Below are 14,368 nucleotides of genomic sequence, written 5' to 3'. Positions count from 1 at the left end.
CGCTCTGCCCGAACAAAGGGAGTCGTCCATGCAATTGGATCACCTGTTGGCCAGGGCACAGTCCCTGGCCTACCGCATTTCCGCCGATTTCAACGGCAAACCGTTGCCGCCGGACCGCCGCGCCATCGCTGCCATCGGCTGCCTGACGGTGGCACAACAACATCACTGCGGCATCATCCTGCTGCTGCGCGATGACATGCCGGTGCACGCCTCGGCCTTCGCACTCATCGGTCATCAGATCGAGACCGCCTTCAATGCCCTGTGGCTGTGGTATTGCGCCAGCGAAGACGAACTCGGGCGCTTCCTCGCCGACGGCAGCGGCAAGACCATGCGCCAGCTGGTGGCGCAGGTCGATGGCGTGCTGGCCGGCAGCGACGGGCCGGAGGCAGCGCTCCTGCGCGATCACTGGGCGCGCCTGAGTGACTTCGTCTTTTCCGGCGAGCGTCGCATCCGCCACTGGCTCAACGCCAATGAGGTCGATGCCATGTATGCCGAGGAGGCCGTCATCGAACTGCTGGAACTGTCCAATTCCATCGCCGAACTGGGCCTGGCCAGTTTCCGCACCATCCACGACAAGCATTTCACCGCACCGCGCAGTGGCGATGCAGCACCGATCAGGCTGGATCTGGCCAAGTGAGCCATGCCGCTGCCTGCGCCGCACTCATCCCGGGTGACCAGGGCAGGCAGCCCAGGAGCGGAGCCGGCAGGCGCTGCGCCAGGCTCTCGATCATGGCCTCGGCCTGATCTTCCTGCGCATCGATCTGGTTGGCGACCCAGCCGACCAGCGGCAGCCCCCGCGCCAGCACCGCTTGGCACGTGAGCAGTGCATGATTGATGCAGCCCAGGCGAATTCCCACCACCTGCACCACCGGCAGCCCCAGCCGGGCCACCAGTTCATCGCTGTTGTGGCGCTCATCCAGTGGCACCACGAAGCCGCCGGCCCCTTCCACGATCAGCACATCGCAGGCCTGCATCAGCTGCGCATGGCATTGCGCCAGATGGTCGAGATCGATGCGCCGTCCTTCTTCGGCTGCGGCGATATGAGGTGCGGTCGCCCGGCGAAACAGGTACGGGTTCACCAGCGCCGCCGGCAGCGCCACGTTGGCGGCCGCCTGTAAAGCCAGCACATCCTCGTTGCACCACTGACCATCCTGCAGGAAGGCACCCGAGGCCACCGGCTTCATGCCGCCAGCACGCGCGCCCCGCGCCGCATGCAGATGGATCAGGGCCGATGCCACCAAGGTCTTGCCCACGCCGGTATCGGTGCCGGTGACGAAATAGCTGCGTCCCATCATGCTCCCCGCATCTCGGCAAAGGTAGCATCGAAGGCGGCATGCAGGCGCTCACCCAGCCACTGTGCCTGGTCGGCATCGAGGATATAGGGCGGCATCACATAGACGCTGGTCCCGATCGGCCGCACCAGCAGTTCGCGCTGTGCCGCCTGTGCCGCCAGCCCGCGCGAAAATCGATGGCTGGCCGCCTGAGCCGCATCAAGGCCATCGACATCGTCAAGCACGGCATCACAGGCCCAGATCAGGCCGCGCTGGCGCACGTGGTGCACCCGGTGGTCCTGTGCCAGCGGGGCCAGACCTGCCGCCAGCACCGGGGCGAAGTCGCGGTTGCGCTGCAGGACCTGTTCATCCTCGAAGATCGCCAGCGTCTCCAGCGCGGCACGGCAGGCCAGGGGATTGCCGGTATAGGAGTGCGAATGCAGGAAGCCGCGACGCACATCGTCATCATAGAAGGCCTGGTAGATCGCCTCGCTGGACATCACCAGCGACAGCGGCAGGTAGCCGCCGCTGATGCCCTTGGACAGGCACAGCAGGTCCGGCCAGATACCGGCCTGCTCGCAGGCGAAGAAGCTGCCGGTACGGCCGCAGCCGACCGCGATTTCATCGGCGATCAGGTGCGCGCCATAGGTGTCGCACAGGCCGCGCAGGCCGCGCACATAGGCCGGGTCATGCATGGCCATGCCCGCCGCGCATTGCACCAGCGGTTCCACGATGACGGCAGCGATGCGTCCCTCGCCCTGTTGCAGCAGTCTTTCCACATCGGCCAGCGCCTGCCGGGCGACATCGGCGGCGCTTTCGCCATCGCGGGCCTGGCGCGCATCGGGCGAGCGGGCCACGTGGGCCGGCCGCAGCAAGGCTTCGTAGGAGGCGCGGAACAATGGTGTATCCGTCACGCCCAGCGCCCCCACGGTCTCGCCGTGATAGCCGCCGGCGATGCAGATGAACTCGTTCTTGCCGGTCTGCCCCGCGTTGCGCCAGGCATGCACGCTCATCTTCAGCGCGATCTCCACCGCCGAGGCGCCGTCGGAGGCGTAGAAGCAATGCCCCAGCGCCTGCCCGGTCAGTGCGCCCAGGCGTTCGGACAAGCGCACCACCGGCTCATGCGTGAAGCCGGCCAGCATCGCATGTTCCAGCCGGCCCAACTGATCGACCAGGGCAGCATTGATGCGTGGATTGGCATGGCCGAACAGGTTGACCCACCACGAACTGATCGCGTCCAGATAGCGCCGGCCCCCGGTATCGACCAGCCACGCACCCTGGGCGCGGTCGATGGCGATGGGGGGCGTGCTTTCGTGACGGCGCATCTGCGTGCAGGGATGCCAGACGCTGCGCAGGCTGCGGGCGGCCAGGGAGTCATGCGGTGTCATGCGTGGGTTCCTTCGTCCGCCAGCGATCGCAGGGCGGCGATCAGGTGGTCGACCTGTTCGGGCGTATGTACGGCCGACAGGCTGATGCGCAGGCGGGCGCTGCCCTTGGGCACGGTCGGTGGGCAGATCGCCGGCACCCAGATACCGCGATCGCGCAGCGCGGCGGCCAGCGCGCGGGCCGCCGCGTTGTCGCCGACGATCAGGGGCTGGATCGCGGTGGAAGAGGGCAGCAGCGCCCACGGCAGGCCGGCCAGCCCCTGCCGCAATTGCGCGGCCAGTTCGCGCAGACGTGCGCGCCGCCAGTCGTCCCGGGCCATCAGGGCCAGGCTGGCCGAGGTGGCCACCGCCAGGGCCGGCGGGTGGGCGGTAGTGAACATGTAGGTGCGTGCGCGCTGCGTGATCCATGCAATCAGCGAAGCCTCGCCAGCGACAAAGGCGCCGGCCACGCCAGCGGCCTTGCCCAGCGTCCCCATGCAAAGCACATGGGGCGAGCGCACTTCGGCCTGCGCCAGGCTGCCGCTGCCGTGCGGGCCGAGTACACCCAGGCCGTGGGCATCGTCCACCAGCAGCCAGGCATCGTGCTGCGCGCACACGGCGGCCAGTTCGGCCAGCGGCGCCAGGTCGCCGTCCATGCTGAAGACTGCATCGGTCACCACCAGCCTGCGCCCGGCGGGACAGCGCGCCAGCACCTGTGCCAGCCGTGCCACATCGTTGTGGGGAAACACCTTCAGGCTGGCCCCGGACAAACGGGCGCCATCGATCAGCGAGGCGTGCGCCAGCCTGTCCACCACCACCGTATCGCCGGCTCCCACCAGCGCGCCGATCACACCCAGGTTGGCCATGTAGCCACTGGAAAAGGACAGCGCCGCCGGCAGTCCGACGAAGCGCGCCAGTTCCTCCTCCAGCTTCTCGTGGGCCGTACTGTGGCCGCTGATCAGGGCCGACGCGCCAGCCCCCATGCCGTATTGCTGCAAGCCCGCGATACCGGCCGCCACGATCTCGGGATGCCTGGCCAGCCCCAGGTAGTCATTGCTGCAGAAGGACAGCAACTGCCGTCCTTCCACCATCAGCAGCGGCCCTTGAGGGCCATCCACCACGCGCCGCGTGCGCAGCAGGCTCTGGCTGGCCAGGTGGGCCAGCTCATCGGAAAAATCATGCATGAGAAGTCTTTCAGAACACCAGCGGCAGGCTATCCAGCGCGCTGTAGGCGGCATGCTGCTGCCGCCGGGGTGGGGTGGCCGACAGTGCCAGGGTGGGCAGGCGTTGCATCAGCGCGGTGAAGGCGATTTCCGCCTCCAGCAGGGTCAGTGCCGCGCCCAGGCAGACATGCGGCCCCTGGCCGAAGGACAGGTGCATGCCTTCATCGCGCCGGATATCGAAGTGCTGCGGCCCGGTGAAGCGGCGTCCATCATGATTGGCCTGCCCGATATGCAGGATCACCAGTTCACCCTGTCGCAGCGTCCGGCCCGCTACCTGCAGATCGGTCAGCACACGGCGCCCGGTGTATTGCACCGGGCTGTCATAGCGCAGCATCTCGCGCAAGGCCGTACGCAGCAGGGAGGGATCTGCCTTGAGCGCCGTCCATTGCGCAGGATGCTGCAGCAGCGCCAGCAAGCCATTGCCCAGCAGATTGCGGGTGGTCTCGTAGCCGGCAAAGAGCAGGGTGCAACACTGCGCCAGCATTTCGTTGCGGTTGATCCGTTGTTCCCGCTGCGCCTGCAGCAGGCGCGCGACCAGGCTGTCGGGCGGCAGGGTGTTGGCATCGTTCACGACTTCGGCAAAGTAGTCGCACAGGGCTTCCATCGCCGCCTGGGCCGCCAGGGTCTGGCCCGCATCCGGCGTGGGGCTGCCGATGAAGGCGGCCAGATCAGCAGCCCAGTCGATGAAGGCCGCTGGCACACGGTCCGGCAATCCCATCAGGCCGGCGATGGCCAGCGCCGGCAGTGGCCGGGCGAAACGGCTGACGAAATCGAAACCCTGCGGCGCCAGCGGATCGGCCACGATGGCATCGATCAACTGACCGGCAATGCGCGTGATGGCAGGCCGTTGTGCCTCCAGATCGGTCGGCTTGAATCCCGGGTTGAGCACGCCACGCAGGCGTCGATGGGCGCGGCCGTCGAGCAACAGAACCGAGCGCGAAAAGAGTCGCTTGAAACGGCGTTGTGCTTGCAGCTCCGTGGACGCATCGCCCATACCGCTCATGCCACCCAGCCCACTGTTGATCCAGCGCGCCCCGCGTCGCACCGACAGGCGCGGATCGCGCAAGCCTGCCGCCACTGCCTCGTAATCGCTGACGACCCAGGCGCCACCGCAATGCGCGGCGCTCCATTGCACGCTCATCAGGCCGTCGCCGGGGCGGCCTGCAGGCCCAGCCGGGACAACAGGTCCAGGTCGGACGACACCGGCGCATTGGCCGTGGTCAGCAACCTGGCCCCGAGGAAGATGGAATTGGCGCCGGCCGCAAAGCACAGCGCCTGGGTGGCCTCGCTCATGCTCTCGCGTCCGGCTGACAGGCGGATCACCGCGTGCGGCAGAGCGATGCGCGCCACCGCCACGGTCCGTACGAATTCGAATTCATCCAGCGGCGGTACGTCCTCCAGGGGCGTGCCGGCAATCGGTACCAGATGGTTGATCGGCACCGATTGCGGTGGCATCGGCAGGCGCGCCAGCTGTGCGATCAGGCCGGCGCGCTGGGCGCGCGTTTCGCCCATGCCGATGATGCCGCCGCAGCAGACTTGCAGGCCCGCCTGCTGCACCCGCTGCAGGGTATCGAGCCGGTCCTGGTAGCTGCGGGTGGAGATGACCTGCCCGTAGAAATCGGGAGCGGTATCCAGATTGTGGTTGTAGTAGTCCAGACCGGCCTCCTTCAGGGCCTCGGCCTGCGCCTGCTCCAGCATGCCCAGGGTCATGCAGGTTTCCAGGCCGAGGGCGCGCACCTCGCTGACCATGCAGGTCAGTGCCGCCATGTCGCGCTCCTTGGGATTGCGCCAGGCCGCGCCCATGCAGAAGCGGGTGGCGCCCTGCTCACGGGCGGCGCGGGCCGCCTGCACCACCTCGTCCACCGCCATCAGCTTGCCGGCCGGCACGCCCGCCTCCTTGTGATGCGCCGACTGCGAGCAATAACCGCAATCCTCGGCGCAGCCACCAGTCTTGATCGACAGCAGGCTGGACAGCTGCACCTGGTTGGCCGGGTGGTGCTGGCGATGCACGCTCTGCGCCTGGAACAGCAGATCCAGGAAGGGCAGTTCGAACAAGCGTTCAACCGCCGGGTTGGACGCCGGGACGCTGGCCTGCGGCGGCAGGAAGAGCAGCGGAGCGCTGGCCGGGACGGCGGCGGAGGAAGGGCATTGGCTCATCGATAAAATCCGTTCGTGAGTAAAAAGGCTTAGAATTTCGTTCCGGCGGATTCTATCTTCGTCCAATTTCGTTTAACAATTTCTTTTTTAATAGATTATCTATACTTTGGCCGTATGAAAAACGACCCAGGCAGTACCGTCTCTCGCATCGCCGAGGTCTTGCGCACGCGCATCATTCGCGGCGAAATCGCAGGCGGGGCGGCCCTCCGGCAGGATCACGTGGCGCAGGAATTCCAGTCCAGCCACGTGCCGGTGCGCGAGGCCTTTCGTCAGCTGGAAGCAGAAGGATTGCTGCTCACCTTGCCCCGTCGCGGGGTACGGGTGAGCATGGTGGACCGCGCTGCGGTGAAGGAAAATGCAGAGATGCGCGGTGCCCTGGAGATCCTGGCGCTACGCCATGGCGTACGCAAATTCACCAGTGAACACATCGCCCGGCTGGAGCAGGCGCAGGACGACTGTGCGCGGGCGGCCTCGCTGGTGGAGTGGGACGCCGCCAACAACCTGTTCCACGACATCCTCTCCAGCGAATGCGGCATGCCGCGTCTGCTGGCGGTGTTGAAGCAGCTGCAGCTGACCAATTCGCGCTACCTGTTCTCGACCGGCTTCAAGCGTGGCTGGCAGCCGCGTTCGGATCACGACCACATGCTCATCATCGACGCCCTCAAAGGCAAGAAGACCGATCGCGCCGTGCAATTGCTGAGCATGCATATCGGCACGATGGAACGGGTCGGCTTCGTGGCGGCCTAGTCGAGTCGGGTCAGTCGGGTCAGTCCGGTGCGCTAGCCCGGCAGGCCGGACAGGCTGAACTGCGACGGCGGCACGCCCACATGACGCGTGAAGGCCACGCTGAAGGTGGAGGCCGAGCTATAGCCCACCTGCTGCGCCACCTCCGCCATGCCGGCGTCGGCCCGCAGCAGCAGGCGCTTGGCCAGCGCCATGCGCCAGGCCAGCAGGTATTCCATCGGCGCCAGTCCCACCTCGCGCCGAAAGCGTTCGAAGAAGGACGAGCGTGACAAGGCCGCCTCCCGCGCCAGCATGACCACGTTCCAGTTCTCGGCCGGCCGCGCATGCAGGGCACGGATCGCCTGCGCCAGCCGAGCGTCGGCCAGACCGCGCAGCAGGCCCGGCGTAGGCGCCGCACCGGCCTCGGTGGTCGAACGCAAGGCCTCGATCAGCAGCACTTCCAGCAGGCGTGCCAGCACCATCTCCCGCGCCGGCCGGGCGGCGCGGAATTCCTCCCCCACCAACTGCGCCAGCGTGCTCAGGCGCGCATGGGCGCGCACCACCACCAGATCGGGTAGCAGCGACAGCAGCAGCGGCGTATCGGGGGAGTCGAAGACGCAATGACCCACCACCAGTTGTACTTCCGGCGTCAGCTCCAGGGGGCCGAGGTGATAGCGGCCATCGGGCAGGCGGGGCGGTGGATTGTCTTCGTCCAGCAGGGCGGTGTCGCTGTCCTGCAGGCTGGACAGCGTAAAACCCTCCAGCGCCGGCGCCAGCACGAAATCGCCCGCTTCCAGGACGATATCCTTGCCATCGTCGCGCAAGATGCGGCAACTTCCCTCGATAACGGTGCAGTAGAACGCCAGGTCGGAACGCGAACGGCGCACCCGCCAGCCGCCTGCCGCTTGTACGTACTTGGTATAGCGGGCCGCCGGTTGCAGCAGGGTGACGACCTCGGCCAAGGGATCGATGGAGTCGGACATGTCTGGACGATTGCAAATGAATGATGGACTCTGGATTGTAGCAAGTCCGGTGTGCTGCGCCTATTCTTCGTCCTGTCGTTCCCATCCATTCAAAGGAGTCCCTCATGAAAACCATCCTCATCACCGGCTGTTCTTCCGGCTTCGGCCTGGAAATCGCACGTTACTTCCTCGACCGCGACTGGAACGTGGTCGCCACCATGCGCAGTCCGCGCCAGGACCTGCTGCCGGCCTCGTCCAGGTTGCGAATCCTGCCACTGGACGTCACCGATGAGGCCAGCATCCGCGCCGTGGTCGCGCAGGCCGGCCCGGTCGACGTGCTGGTCAACAATGCCGGCATCGGCGCCCTGGCCGCCGTGGAAGCCCAGTCACCGGCGCACGTGCGCGAGATCTTCGAGACCAATACCCTGGGCAGCATCGCCATGTGCCATGCCTTCATCCCCCAGATGCGCGAGCGCGCCCAGGGGGTGGTGATCAACGTCACGTCCTCGGTGACCTTGCGATCCTTGCCCTTGCTGGCGGTCTATACGGCCAGCAAGGCCGCCGTCAATGCCTTTACCGAATCGATGGCGCTCGAACTGGCCAGTGTGGGCGTACAGGCGCGCCTGGTCCTGCCCGGCCGCGCCCCGTCCACGCGGTTTGCGGAAAATGCCCGGCCGCGCTTGGAGGGCGCCATCCCCGATGCCTATGGCGCGCTGGCGGCCCAGGTGTTTGCCAACTTCCAGGACAACACCCAGGTCACCCATGCCAGCGACGTGGCCGAGGCGGTGTGGCAGGCAGCCACCAATCCGGGCGCTCCGATGCGTATTCCGGCCGGGGAAGATGCCCGGGAATGGGCGGCGACAGCGGTGTGAATGATGTCCGGGTGTCCTGAAACGGGATTCCAGACATAGGCGGACGCATGGAGCGAGTCGAGGAAATGAAGCGGCACAGGCTGGCCTGGAACGTAGCTCTGACGAGCGGATGAAGTGAAAGTCGGGGTAGGGTGGTGATGTATGGATTTGTGTTCCCATTAAATCCATACTAATATCGGCGTGGTTACGTTGGCCTGCCTCTTTCCCTCTTACCCTTCTTCACGTTGGTTCGCTTCATGAAAAAATCCGCACGTCCGCAGGACTGGGTCGGCAGCTTTGCCGCCAATGGCGGCCCACGCTATCTGCAGATCGTGGGCTTCATGGAACAGGCCATTTCCGACGACCGCCTCAAGCCCGGCGACCGTCTGCCCCCGCAGCGCCAATTGGCAGATCGTCTGGACGTGGACCTCACGACCGTCACCCGCGCCTATACCGAGGCGCGGCGACGCCACCTGCTCGAAGCGCGGGGCGCGGCCGGCAGCTTCGTGGCCGCTCCCAAGGTGGACCTGAGCCAGGTGCTGGACCTGTCGATGAACATTCCGCCTCCGCCTGCCGGCATCGACCTGGACGATCTGCTGCGCCAGGGTGTCTCGCAGGTCCTGATCCATAGCGACGCCGACCTGCTCATGACCTATCACCTGGGTGGCGGCAGCAGTGCCGACCGCGCTGCCGGTGCGATGTGGTTGCAAGAGCCTTTGGGCCACATCGACGAAAGCCGGGTGCTGGTCTGCCCCGGGGCGCAATCGGCGCTGGCCGCCTTGCTGTTGTCGCAGACCCGCCCGGGTGAGGTGATACTGGCCGAACCGCTGGCCTACCCGGGACTACTGACAGCAGCGGCCCAGCTGGGCCGCCGCGTGGTGGCGGTGGGTGTGGATGGCGAGGGCATGCGGCCGGACCTGCTGGTGACCCTCGCACGCAAGCACCAGGCGCGCGTGGTCTATCTCAACCCGACCCTGCAGAACCCCACCACCCATACCATGCCGGCCACGCGCCGGGCCGAGATCGCGGCCGTGGCGACCCGGCTGGACCTGCGCATCATTGAGGACGATCCCTACTGGCGCTTCGCCGCCCAGCCGCCCCGGCCGCTGGCCTACTATGCGCCACGGCATGTGTTCCATGTTTCGACCTTGTCCAAATGCCTGTTGCCGGGGCTGCGCACTGCCTATGTGGTGATGCCCGAGGGCCAGGAGCAGGAAGAGGTGCTGGGGGCGCTGCGTTCCTTCGTGCTGATGTCGACCCCGCTGATGACTGCGCTCTCGACGCAGTGGGTGCACGATGGCACGGCCACATCCTTGCTCGAAGGGATCCGCAACGAAGCCTGGGCCCGTCAGGAGCTGGCCCTGCGTACGCTGGGAGATCCCGGGCTGGCCGGGTCGGGCGGGATTCATCTGTGGCAGGCACTGCCGCCCCACTGGAGTGGCCGGGAGTTCGTCATCAGGGCCGGCCAGGCCGGCCTGAACGTGGTCTCGCACAGCAGTTTCGAGGTGGAGCCAGGTCCATCGGGCCAAGGTTCGGGAGGAGGCGGTGCGGCGCATATCCGCATCTCGCTGGGACGCTCGCGCAGCCGCTTCGAACTGGTCAATGCCTTGCGCCGCCTGAGCGAGCTGACCCGCCGCCGCAGTATGCGGGAAGTGGTGGTGTAGCGAAGGGAGTGGGTGAGATGCTAGTGCGGCGCTAGTGCGACGCTAGTGCGTCAGGGCCGAGGCTGCCGGGGACATCCCCGTATGGCGACGCGCTGCCGCCAGGATCTCGAAAGCGGCCTCATCTTCGGAGTGGGCCGCCAGCGGCAAGGAGCCGCGGCTGATCTCGGTGCGATCCTTCAGGATCGCGTAGGAGCCTTTCCAGCGGCCTTCGCTGTCGTCGGCCTGATAGACCAGCAGATAACCGTCGAACTCGATTTTCTTCATCGTCATTCTCACCAGGGCAATGAGGTGTCCGAGCTGCCTGAGGTGTCTGATTCCGCCGTCAGGGCGGGGCGGTCGACTCAACAGCAGCAGTTTGCCGAAGTATGCCGCGCAGATTGGCGGCTGGATGTCGTCCGCCTGCGCAATCGTTTGTAGGACAAGAGCTATGGCATCATGCGCGCTGAATTGTCGCCTTGTTTGCTAGCTTCGCTACCTCCGCCACCTTCCTTCGCCACCATGGAAATCCGCCAGCTCCGCTATTTCGCCAGCATCGTCGAACACGGCAGTATCGGCAAAGCCGCCCTGGAGCTGGGCATGGTCACATCGGCCCTGAGCCAGCAGATCACCCGCCTGGAGACCGAACTGGCCACCCGTCTGCTGCAGCGCACCTCCACCGGCGTGGTGCCGACCGCAGCGGGCATCGCCTTTCTGAAGCAGGCCCAGCTGGCACTGCGCCACATTGACGATGCCGCCCTGGCGGCGCGACAGGCGCGCCTGTCCGGGCATGTCAGCGTGGGGATGGCCTCCAGTACGGCGGGGGTGATGGGGCTGGCCTTCATGCAGGCCATGCACGAACGCTATCCGGAGGTGCGTCTGCGCATGGTGGAAAGCCTGTCCGGTCACCTTGGCGCCATGCTGGGCGCGCGCCAGATCGACCTGGCCATCCTGTTCCAGGAGGAACCGGCGCAACGCTGGAGCGTACTGCCCCTGCTGGATGAGCGGCTGTTCGTGATCGGCGCCCCCGCGCTGGCCGGCATGCCCGTTGCGCGCCAGGCGCGCCTGGGCAAGCTGGGGGATCTGCCCCTGATCCTGCCGACCCGCAAGCATGGGCTGCGTTCGCTGTTGGATTCGGCCTTCCGCCATGCGGGCTACACACCCAATATCGTCCTTGAGGTGGATGGCCTGCCGATGTTGATGGACGCCGTGCGCGCCGGCATGGGGGCCACTATCCAGCCTGGTGCGGTCCTGGCCCGGGCCGAGAATGCCGACCTGGCCAGCGTGCCGGTGGCCGATGGCGATGCCTCCCGTCCCAACCTGATCGTCAGCGTCTCCGATGACGAACTGTCTCCCGCCGGGCTGGCCGCCCGGGTGCTGCTGGCCGAGGTGGCGCGTACCCAGGTGGGGCAGGGCCGCTGGCCCGGTGCTACCCTGCGCGGCACCGGTCTTCACGAAAACTGAACACCCCTTGCCGGCGCGCCGATAGCGGCGCACCGGCAGGCTGCCTATAGTCGCCTCCCTGGACATATCACAAGGAGGGGACGGCGATGTTGGACGTTCTGGTTATTGGCGGTGGCAACGCTGCCCTGTGCGCGGCCCTGATGGCACGCGAGGCCGGCGCCTCGGTCATGCTGCTGGAATCGGCGCCCCGCGCCTGGCGCGGGGGCAACTCACAACACACCCGCAACCTGCGCTGCATGCACGACGCACCGCAGGACGTGCTGGTGGAGGCCTATCCGGAAGAAGAATACTGGCAGGATCTGCTGAAGGTCACCGGCGGCCTCACCGACGAACACCTGGCGCGCCTGACTATCCGCGCCTCGGCCACCTGCCGGCCCTGGATGCGCAAGCATGGCGTGCATTTCCAGCCGCCGCTGTCGGGCGCGCTGCATGTGGCGCGTACCAATGCCTTCTTCATGGGCGGCGGAAAGGCGCTGGTCAATGCCTACTACCGCAGTGCCGAAGCACTGGGCGTGGAGATCCGCTACGAGACCCCGGTGGACGCCATCGAACTGGATGGCACGCGCTTCGTCGCTGCCCGCAGTGGCCGCCAGCGCTTCACCGCCCGCACCTGCGTGCTGGCCGCTGGCGGCTTCGAATCCAATCGCGAATGGTTGCGCCAGGCCTGGGGCCAGAACGAGCGCGGCGAATGGCCGGCCGACAATTTCCTGATCCGCGGGACCCGCTTCAACCGTGGCGAACTCTTGCGCTACATGATCGAGGCTGGCGCCGACAGCATCGGCGATCCCACCCAGGCCCACATGGTGGCCATCGATGCCCGTGCACCGCTCTATGACGGCGGCATCTGCACCCGTATCGACTGCGTCTCGCTGGGCGTGGTGGTCAATCGCGACGGCCGGCGCTTCTACGACGAGGGCGAGGATTTCTGGCCCAAGCGCTACGCCATCTGGGGCCGCCTGGTGGCGCAACAGCCGGGCCAGGTCGCCTATTCCATCATCGACAGTCAGGCCATCGGACACTTCATGCCACCGGTGTTCCCCGGCGAGAAAGCCGAGACCCTGGCCGACCTGGCACGCCAGCTGGGGCTGCCGCCGGCACAGTTCGAACAGACCGTGCGCGACTACAACGCCGCCTGCCGCCAGGGAAGGTTCGACCACACCGTGCTGGACGACTGCCATACCGACGGCCTGCAGCCCCCCAAGACCCACTGGGCGCGGCCGCTGGAGCGGGCGCCGTTCTACGGCTATGCACTGCGACCTGGCGTGACATTCACCTACCTCGGTTTGAAAGTGAACGACAAGGCCCAGGTGCATTTTGCCGGCAGGCCCAGCGACAACCTCTTCGTGGCAGGCGAAATGATGGCCGGCAACGTGCTCGGCAAGGGCTATACGGCCGGTGTGGGCATGTCCATCGGCACCGCCTTCGGGCGTATCGCCGGAGTGCAGGCCGCCCAGTTCGCCACCCGATCTTCCGGAGTTTCCCATGCAGCAGCTTGAAGCCCTGACCGATGCCGCCCGCCGCGACGCGCAGGCCGGTCCTGCCACCGTTGCCCCGGGAGGGGCCCGCATCATTCCCATCCTGCCCGTCAAGGCGGCGCCGCCCATGAACGCCGACGAGGCCGAAGTAGCCCGGCAGATGCAGATCTGCAATGCCTGCCGCTATTGCGAAGGGTTCTGCGCGGTGTTCCCGGCCATGACACGCCGCCTGGAGTTTGCCAAGGCCGATGTCCATTACCTGGCCAACCTGTGCCACAACTGTGGCGCCTGCTATCACGCCTGCCAGTACGCGCCGCCCCATGAATTCGCGGTCAACGTTCCCAAGGCCATGGCGCGGGTACGGCTGGACACCTATTCCAGTTATGCCTGGCCGGCCGCCGCCGGCGCACTATACCGGCGCAATGGCCTGACCCTGGCCCTGGCCTTGGCGGGCAGCCTGGCCCTGTTCCTGTTGCTGGCCCTGGCGCTCAACGGCACGCTGGCCAGCAGCCCGGCAGGCGGCAATTTCTATGCGGTGTTCCCGCATGGGCAGCTGGCACGCATGTTCGGCGCGGTGTTCGCCCTGGCGGTGCTGGCGCTGGGCATGGGTGTCAGGCGCTTCTGGCGTGATATCACGGACGGCACGGCCGGTGCCCCGGGCAGTGCAGCGGCGGCCGAGGCCACCCGCGACGTGCTGGCCCTGCGCTATCTGGATGGCGGCCACGCAGAGGGCTGCAACGAGTCCGATGACGGCTACACGCTCATGCGCCGACGCTTCCATCACTTCACCTTCTACGGTTTCATGCTGTGCCTGGCGGCCACCTCGGTGGCGACCCTCTACCACTACCTGCTGGGGCTGGAGGCGCCATACCCCGTGCTGAGCCTGCCGGTACTGCTGGGCACGGCGGGCGGCATCGGCCTGCTGGTCGGCCCCGCCGGTCTGCTGTGGTTGAACCTGCGGCGGCATCCGGAGCAGGGCGACCGTCGCCAGCGGCCCATGGATCGCGGCTTCATCGTCCTGCTGCTGCTGGTCAGTGCCACCGGTCTGGCGCTGCTGGCCTGGCGCGACAGCGCTGCCATGGCGGCTCTGCTGGCCCTGCACCTGGGCTGCGTGATGGCCCTGTTCCTGACCCTGCCTTACGGCAAGTTCGCCCACGGCATCTATCGCAGTGCCGCATTGCTCAAGTCCGCCATCGAGAAGCGGCAGCCCCTGCGGCACGATCCCGGATCGGCCTGAT

At 66.8% G+C, this 14,368-nt stretch carries 14 protein-coding genes; 7 read left to right on the top strand and 7 right to left on the bottom strand.

From position 1 onward, the window contains the following. Window positions 1-28: 28 nt before the first annotated feature. Window positions 29-637, top strand: a complete 609-nt coding sequence (locus BTM36_RS22360) for a hypothetical protein (protein WP_077238004.1) — start codon at window positions 29-31, stop codon at window positions 635-637. On the opposite strand, the gene bioD is transcribed toward BTM36_RS22360, so the two are convergent. The 5 genes from bioD to bioB are packed head-to-tail and all read right to left on the bottom strand — an operon-like array spanning window position 615 to window position 6,015. Further along, window positions 615-1,295 carry a dethiobiotin synthase gene (gene bioD, locus BTM36_RS22355; protein ID WP_077238003.1) on the bottom strand — a complete coding sequence of 227 codons (681 nt, stop codon included), beginning with the start codon at window positions 1,293-1,295 and terminating at the stop codon, window positions 615-617. The two genes, BTM36_RS22360 and bioD, sit on opposite strands and share 23 nt — an antisense overlap. Then, window positions 1,292-2,659, bottom strand: a complete 1,368-nt coding sequence (bioA, locus tag BTM36_RS22350; RefSeq protein ID WP_077238002.1) for an adenosylmethionine--8-amino-7-oxononanoate transaminase — start codon at window positions 2,657-2,659, stop codon at window positions 1,292-1,294. Before bioA ends, bioD begins: the two co-directional genes overlap by 4 nt. Continuing rightward, window positions 2,656-3,819, bottom strand: a complete 1,164-nt coding sequence (gene bioF / locus BTM36_RS22345; protein WP_077238001.1) for an 8-amino-7-oxononanoate synthase — start codon at window positions 3,817-3,819, stop codon at window positions 2,656-2,658. Before bioF ends, bioA begins: the two co-directional genes overlap by 4 nt. 10 nt (window positions 3,820-3,829) lie before the next feature. Continuing rightward, window positions 3,830-4,999, bottom strand: a complete 1,170-nt coding sequence (locus tag BTM36_RS22340) for a cytochrome P450 (RefSeq protein WP_077238000.1) — start codon at window positions 4,997-4,999, stop codon at window positions 3,830-3,832. Continuing rightward, complete coding sequence (bioB, locus tag BTM36_RS22335; RefSeq protein WP_077237999.1) at window positions 4,999-6,015, bottom strand: biotin synthase BioB; 1,017 nt, start codon at window positions 6,013-6,015, stop codon at window positions 4,999-5,001. Before bioB ends, BTM36_RS22340 begins: the two co-directional genes overlap by 1 nt. 114 nt (window positions 6,016-6,129) lie before the next feature. Between bioB and BTM36_RS22330 the strand changes: the two genes are divergently transcribed. Next, the gene (locus BTM36_RS22330) at window positions 6,130-6,762 is read left to right on the top strand and encodes a GntR family transcriptional regulator (RefSeq protein ID WP_077237998.1); all 633 of its coding nucleotides are present in this window, start codon (window positions 6,130-6,132) and stop codon (window positions 6,760-6,762) included. A gap of 32 nt (window positions 6,763-6,794) precedes the next feature. Here the strand turns inward: BTM36_RS22330 and BTM36_RS22325 are convergent, their stop codons facing one another. Beyond that, window positions 6,795-7,721, bottom strand: coding sequence for an AraC family transcriptional regulator (locus BTM36_RS22325; RefSeq protein WP_006462249.1), 927 nt, complete (start codon window positions 7,719-7,721; stop codon window positions 6,795-6,797). Window positions 7,722-7,825: 104 nt separating this feature from the next. On the opposite strand from BTM36_RS22325, the gene BTM36_RS22320 reads away from it, so the two are divergent. Together BTM36_RS22320 and BTM36_RS22315 are read left to right on the top strand one after the other, a co-directional pair. Further along, window positions 7,826-8,572 carry an SDR family oxidoreductase gene (locus BTM36_RS22320; protein WP_077237997.1) on the top strand — a complete coding sequence of 249 codons (747 nt, stop codon included), beginning with the start codon at window positions 7,826-7,828 and terminating at the stop codon, window positions 8,570-8,572. A gap of 236 nt (window positions 8,573-8,808) precedes the next feature. Continuing rightward, complete coding sequence (locus BTM36_RS22315; RefSeq protein ID WP_077237996.1) at window positions 8,809-10,215, top strand: PLP-dependent aminotransferase family protein; 1,407 nt, start codon at window positions 8,809-8,811, stop codon at window positions 10,213-10,215. Window positions 10,216-10,257: 42 nt separating this feature from the next. On the opposite strand, the gene BTM36_RS22310 is transcribed toward BTM36_RS22315, so the two are convergent. After that, window positions 10,258-10,479 (bottom strand): hypothetical protein, encoded by a 222-nt coding sequence (locus tag BTM36_RS22310; protein WP_006462246.1) that lies wholly within the window; start codon window positions 10,477-10,479, stop codon window positions 10,258-10,260. Between the two features lie 234 nt (window positions 10,480-10,713). Between BTM36_RS22310 and BTM36_RS22305 the strand changes: the two genes are divergently transcribed. From BTM36_RS22305 to tcuB, 3 genes are all read left to right on the top strand, one after another. Beyond that, window positions 10,714-11,655: a LysR family transcriptional regulator gene (locus BTM36_RS22305; protein WP_006462245.1), complete on the top strand. Its 942-nt coding sequence runs from the start codon at window positions 10,714-10,716 to the stop codon at window positions 11,653-11,655. An 86-nt stretch (window positions 11,656-11,741) separates the two neighbouring features. Further along, entirely contained in the window at window positions 11,742-13,151 is a 1,410-nt protein-coding gene (tcuA, locus tag BTM36_RS22300; protein WP_077237995.1) for an FAD-dependent tricarballylate dehydrogenase TcuA, read from the top strand. Further along, the gene (gene tcuB / locus BTM36_RS22295; protein ID WP_077237994.1) at window positions 13,138-14,367 is read left to right on the top strand and encodes a tricarballylate utilization 4Fe-4S protein TcuB; all 1,230 of its coding nucleotides are present in this window, start codon (window positions 13,138-13,140) and stop codon (window positions 14,365-14,367) included. Before tcuA ends, tcuB begins: the two co-directional genes overlap by 14 nt. Window position 14,368 lies beyond the last annotated feature (1 nt).

This window comes from Herbaspirillum sp. VT-16-41, assembly GCF_001994935.1.
GTDB classification, from domain to species: Bacteria; Pseudomonadota; Gammaproteobacteria; order Burkholderiales; family Burkholderiaceae_D; genus Herbaspirillum; species Herbaspirillum frisingense.
The sequence above is the reverse complement of the archived record's forward strand: the minus strand, read 5'-3'. Positions and strand labels throughout refer to the sequence as shown.